Origin of the sequence: Actinoplanes sp. NPDC051633 (assembly GCF_040681735.1) — a bacterium.
Lineage (GTDB): Bacteria > Actinomycetota > Actinomycetes > Mycobacteriales > Micromonosporaceae > Actinoplanes.
This window is the reverse complement of the sequence record NZ_JBFAZH010000479.1, coordinates 1-5593: the sequence shown is the minus strand read 5'-3', so window position 1 is coordinate 5593 and position 5593 is coordinate 1. Positions and strand designations below refer to the sequence as shown.

The 5593-nt window shown below is 68.2% G+C and carries 3 protein-coding genes; 1 reads left to right on the top strand and 2 read right to left on the bottom strand.

Going from position 1 to position 5593, the window contains the following annotated elements; all coding sequences use genetic code 11:
* Positions 1-87 precede the first annotated feature (87 nt).
* Together AB0M20_RS24320 and AB0M20_RS24315 are read right to left on the bottom strand one after the other, a co-directional pair.
* On the bottom strand, positions 88-3048 hold the full coding sequence (locus tag AB0M20_RS24320; RefSeq protein ID WP_364301788.1) for a UPF0182 family protein: 2961 nt from the start codon (positions 3046-3048) through the stop codon (positions 88-90).
* A 51-nt stretch (positions 3049-3099) separates the two neighbouring features.
* The gene (locus AB0M20_RS24315; protein ID WP_364301786.1) at positions 3100-4122 is read right to left on the bottom strand and encodes a PDZ domain-containing protein; all 1023 of its coding nucleotides are present in this window, start codon (positions 4120-4122) and stop codon (positions 3100-3102) included.
* A 90-nt stretch (positions 4123-4212) separates the two neighbouring features.
* Between AB0M20_RS24315 and AB0M20_RS24310 the strand changes: the two genes are divergently transcribed.
* Positions 4213-5445 (top strand): zinc-dependent metalloprotease, encoded by a 1233-nt coding sequence (locus AB0M20_RS24310; protein WP_364301784.1) that lies wholly within the window; start codon positions 4213-4215, stop codon positions 5443-5445.
* Positions 5446-5593: the final 148 nt, after the last annotated feature.

The following is a 5593-nucleotide window of genomic DNA, read 5'->3' as shown; positions in this document are numbered from 1 at the left end:
CTCGTTAACAGTAGCGCAAGCCCGCAGTCGGCTGCAAAACGACCCCCCGTGGTCCGCCCCACATGGGGGCGGACCAGGGGAAACGCGTCACCCGCTAGGGGTGGGCGCCGGATTGCTCGGCGCGGGCGCACTGCCCGACGGCGCTGCCGACGGGTTGGCGGACGGCGTTTGGCCGGCCGCCCGCTGCGCGTCCTGGAACTTCGTCATCGCCTGGTCGAGCGCCTGCAGCGCCCGGCCGTAGCGGGCGAAGTCGCCGCTCTGCTGGGCCGCCTTCACCTCGGTGATGGCGGTGTCGACGTCCGACGCGGCGGCGGCCAGCGCTCCGCTCAGGGCCGGCCCGTTGCCGGTTCCCGGATTGGTGGGTGGCGGGTTGTTGTTGCCGGGCGGTGGGTTGGTGGTGGTGCCGGACGCCTTGCCCTGGGCGATCAGCGCCTCGAGGCCCTGGTTGAGGTTGTCCGCCAGCGTCACGTACGTGCTGCCGTCGCCGTAGGACATCAGGACCTTCTGCAGCAGCGGAACCGCGTTGGTCTGGCTGCCCTTCACGTAGACCGGTTCGACGTAGAGCATGCCCTCGCCGACCGGCAGCGAGATCAGGTTGCCGTAGAGCACCTGGGACTGGTTGCTGTTGGACAGCAGGGTCAGCTCGGACCGGACCGTCGCGTTGTTGGCCATGCGTTGATGGACCTGGACGGGCCCGGGGATCGCCGTCTGGTCGGGCAGCTCGAACACCTCGAGCCGGGGCTGGTTTCCGACGTACGACCCGGAGATCAGCGCCGCGAGGTTGTCGCGGTTGCGTGGCGTCACCGCCGAGGTGAGCTGGAACCTGGTGGAGTCCTGGCCGGGCAGTTGCACGTTCAGATAGAACGGTGGCTGCTTGATGTTCTGCTGCGGCGCGTCCGGCGTGTTGGGCACCTGCCAGAAGTCCTGACCGGAGAAGTACTCGCCGGCGGTCTTCACGTGGAACTGGGCCAGCAGGTTGCGCTGGACCTTGAACAGGTCGGCCGGGTATCGGAAGTGCGCGATCAGCGACGCCGGCGTCTCCGCCTTCGGCAGGATCAGGTCACCGCCGAACGCCTTGTTCCACGCCTTGAGGACCGGGTCCTTGTCGTCGAACTCGTACAGCTTGACCGTGCCGTCGTACGCGTCCACGGTCGCCTTGACCGAGTTGCGCATGTAGTTCACGTTGTCGCGGGCGAGCGCGAAGGTGCCTTGGTTCGTGGTTTCGTCGCGCGTCTCCTGCTGCAGGTTGACCTGCTGCGAGTACGGGTAGGAGGCGCTGGTCGTGTAGCCGTCGAGGATCCACTTGATGCGCCCGTCGACGACCGCCGGGTACGGGTCGCCGTCGATGGTCAGGAACGGCGCCACCTTCTCCACGCGGGAGCGCGGGTCGCGCACGTACATCAGCCGGGAGTTGTCGTTGACCGCGTCGGAGAGCAGGAAGTTGCTCTCGGTGTTCTTGATCGCGAAGACGAGCCGGCGGAAGAACGAGCCGATCGGCACGCCGCCCTCGCCCTCGTACGTGTAGCGCTCTTCGGCGTTGCTGTCGTTGGGCTGCGGCCGGTCGAACTCCACCTTGCGGTTCTCGTCGGTCTGCCCGACGATCGCGTACTCGGTGGACTGCTCGCCGAAGTAGACCCGCGGCTGGTCCACCTTGATCTGCTCGGAGGTCGCCGAGCAGTTGGTCTGCTGGTCGCCCAGGAAGCCGCTGACGAAGAACGGCAGACCCGAGCACACCTGGTTGGCGGGCGCCGCGACCAGTCCGTACCCGTGGGTGAAGACCGTGTGCCGGTTGAGCCAGTTCTTCTGCTGCGTGGTCAGCGCGTCGTCGTTGATCTCGCGGACGCCGACCACATAGTCGCGCGTGCTGTTGTTCACCGAGTAACGGTCGACGTCCAGCTTGGCGCCGAAGTCGTAGAAGCCGCGGACCTGCTGCGACTGCGTGAACGCCTCGGAGGTGAGCTGCGGGTCGAGCAGGCGGACGTTCTGCGCGCTGACGTTGGTGTTCAGGTTGGCGGGGGCGACCGTGTTGGAGGCCGGGTACGGCCGGATCATCGTGCTTTCCAGGCCGAAGGCTGCCCTGGTGGAGTCGATCGACCGCTGGATGTAGGGCGCCTCCTTGTCGGCGAGGCTGGGCTGCACCGTGAAGTTCTGCACGGCGAGCGGGTAGATGCCGCCGATCGCCACGGCCGAGATTGCCAGCAGGGCCAGCGAGATGCCGGGCCAGACGAGGTTGCGGATGACCGCGTTGGAGAACACGACGATCGCGATCGCCACCACGATGGAGATCCACATGAGGATCTCCTTGGCCGGCAGCAGTGCGTTGACATCGGTGTAGCCGGCGCCGTAGAGGCCCGGTGACACGTGCTGCTCGAGCAGCAGCCCTCGCTTGTCCAGGTAGTAGGCCACCGCCTTGAGCAGCACGAACACCGCGACCAACGTGGTCAGGTGGGCCCGCGCGGAAGCGGTCATCCGCTCACCGACGCCCTGCAGCCGCACCCCGCCGTAGATGTAGTGCATGGCGAGCGCGCCGATCACCGACAGCACGATCGCGGTGAAGGCGACGCCGAGCAGGTAGCGGTAGATCGGGTAGTCGAAGACGAAGAAGCCGACGTCCACACCGAACTCGGGGTCCTTCGCGCCGAAGGGCTGGGCGTTCTGGAAGAGCATCCAGTCCTTCCACCGGGTCTGCGCGCTCAGCCCGGCGAAGAAGCCGATGAGCACGCCGAGCACGGTGATCCAGGTGCCCAGCCGGGGCGTGATGACCATCCGGTAGCGCTCGAGGGTGGCCTGCTCCGCGGAGTGCGGGCGCAGCAGCGGCCGGAGCCGGTAGGCGAGATAGAGGTTCCCGGCCACGATGAGCGCCATGGCGGCGCCGACGGCGAGGAACAGGAGCACACGGGTCAGCAGGACGCTGGTGAAGACGTCCGTGTAGTCGACCTCACGGAACCAGAGCAGATCCGTGTACGCGTCGATGCCCCAGCCCAGCAGTGTGAAAAGGAGAAAGACCCCGACCAGGACGCCGACGGTGACGCGACCGCGCCGGCTCATCCTCGGTAGAGGACTGTTACGCATGACCAACGTAGGCTCCCATAGGGATTATCAAGCGACGGAACACGGTTTCGGCGTGCCCCCGGAGGTGAAGGTGCTCAGGGCGGCCAGGGCGTCGTCCACCGTGGCGACCTCCGCCATCGGCAGCCCCGGCACGGCGTTGCGCAGCGCCTCGGCGCAGTTGTCCTTGGGTACGAGGAAGATCTGGGCGCCGGCGTCGTGCGCGCCCACCAGCTTCTGCGGGATGCCGCCGATCGGTCCCACGTTGCCCTCGTCGTCGATGGTGCCCGTGCCCGCGATGACCTTCCCGCCGGTCAGATCCTCGGGCTTGAGCTTGTCGATGATGCCGAGCGTGAACATCAGGCCGGCGCTCGGCCCACCGATCTCGCCGAGGTCGATCTCCACGTCGAAGGGGTGCGGCTGCTTCTTGTCGATCTGCACGCCCACCCGGGGCGTGCCCTTGTCGTCCGCCGACTTGACGACGACCGTGCCGGGCTTGCCGGCGCGGGTGTAGGCGATCACGTGGTCGGTGCCGGCGGGCTTGGCCCGGATCAGCTCGGTCAGCTTCTCGGGGGTGGTCACCGGCTGGTTGTCGACCGAGGTGATGATGTCGTCCTTGGCCAGTTTGCCGGCGGACGGACCATTAGGGGTGACCGCCGCCACAAAGGTCTGAACCGGGTATCCGAGCTCGCGCAGCGCGGCCGTCTCGGCGGTGCTCTGCGAGCTCTGGAACTCCTGCTGGTTCTGCTCCTCGACCTCTTTCTGGCTCTGGTCGGGCGGGTAGATCACGTCACGCGGCACGACGGCCTGCTCGTTGCTGACCCAGCCGCGGATCGCCCAGACCAGCTCGACGTCGTTCTGCACGCCCACTGTGGTGAGCCTGAGCTGCCCTTTCGACACCGATGTCGTCGCCTTCGTCACCCGGATCACTTCTTTGCCGTTGTCTGAACCGAGCGTGTTGACCGTCGGCCCGGGCTTCAACACGACGTAGGGCATGGGCACGGCCATGACCCCGATGGCGAGCAGTGCGGTGATCAGGGCGCCGAGGATTACCGTGACACCACGACGTCTCATGCGCGTGAGCTTAGCCACCCACCCTGAGTTCTCTCTGAGCTGACACCGCCATCGGTACCGCGAGGCGTTTTCGCGCGTACCGTTGGGCCCGTGCCTGATATCCCGTTCGGCTTCTCCCTGCCGGGCGCCCAGCCGCCCGATCCCTCCGACCCGCAGCAGATGCAGCAGTTCATGGCTCAGCTGCAGCAGATGTTCGCCGGCGCCGACAGCGGCCCGGTCAACTGGGACCTCGCCCGCCAGGTGGCGGCGAGTCAGCTCCAGGCGGCCGGCGACCCCGCGGTGACCATCGTCGAGCGCAACCAGATCGAGGAGTCCCTGCGGCTCGCCGACCTCTGGCTCGACCCGGCCTCCGCGCTGCCCAGCGGCATCAACACCGCAACGGCGTGGAACCGCAACGAGTGGATCTACAACACCCTCGAGGTGTGGAAGAAGCTGTGCGACCCGATCGCGGGCCGGATGGTCGGCGCGATGAGCGACCTGGTGCCCGAGGAGGCTCGCGCCCAGCTCGGCCCGATGCAGTCGATGGTCGCCACGCTCGGCGGCGCGCTCTTCGGTGGCCAGCTCGGCCAGGCGCTCGGCCAGCTGGCGGCGGAGGTGCTGTCGGCCGGTGACATCGGGCTGCCGCTCGGCAAGGCCGGCACCGCGGCGCTGATCCCGGCCAACATCCGCGCCTACGGCGAGGGCCTCGAGGTCCCGGAGGATCAGGTCAGGCTCTATGTGGCGCTGCGCGAGGCGGCGCACCAGCGGCTCTTCCAGCACGTGCCCTGGCTCCGTGCGCACGTGCTGAACGCGGTGGAGACCTACGCGAACGGCATCACGGTCAACCGCGAGGCGATCGAGGAGGCGATGAGCCGCGTCGACCCGAGCGACCCCGAGTCGATGCAGGCCATGGCGCTCGAGGGCATCTTCACACCGGAGGACACGCCGCAGCAGAAGGCTTCACTGGCTCGCCTGGAGACCGCGCTGGCGCTGATCGAGGGCTGGGTGGTCCAGGTGGTCGACTCGGCCGCCGGCGACCGCCTGCCGTCGGTGGTGGCGCTGGGCGAGGCCTTCCGCCGGCGCCGGGCCGCCGGTGGCCCGGCGGAGCAGACGTTCGCGGCGCTGGTGGGGCTCGAGCTGCGTCCGCGGCGCCTGCGCGAGGCGGTGGCCCTGTGGGCCGCGGTGGCCGAGGAGCGGGGCATCGCGGGCCGCGACGCCCTGTGGGGCCACCCCGACCTCCTGCCGACGGACGACGACTTCGCCAACCCGGAGGCCTTCGCCCGCCAGTCCCTGGACTGGGACATCTCCGAGCTGGAAAACCTGGACAAAAAAGACGAAGACTAGGGGTACGACCACTCTCAGGTCCCGAGCCACACGCCGGGCCAGGGCGGGTGGTCACCCCCTTTGCCCGGCCGCCGGCCGGCCGGAACCAAAGTGGTAGCTCAGCCACCTTTCGCGACGCCGAACGCGTGAGATGGGAAAAGCGTGGTGT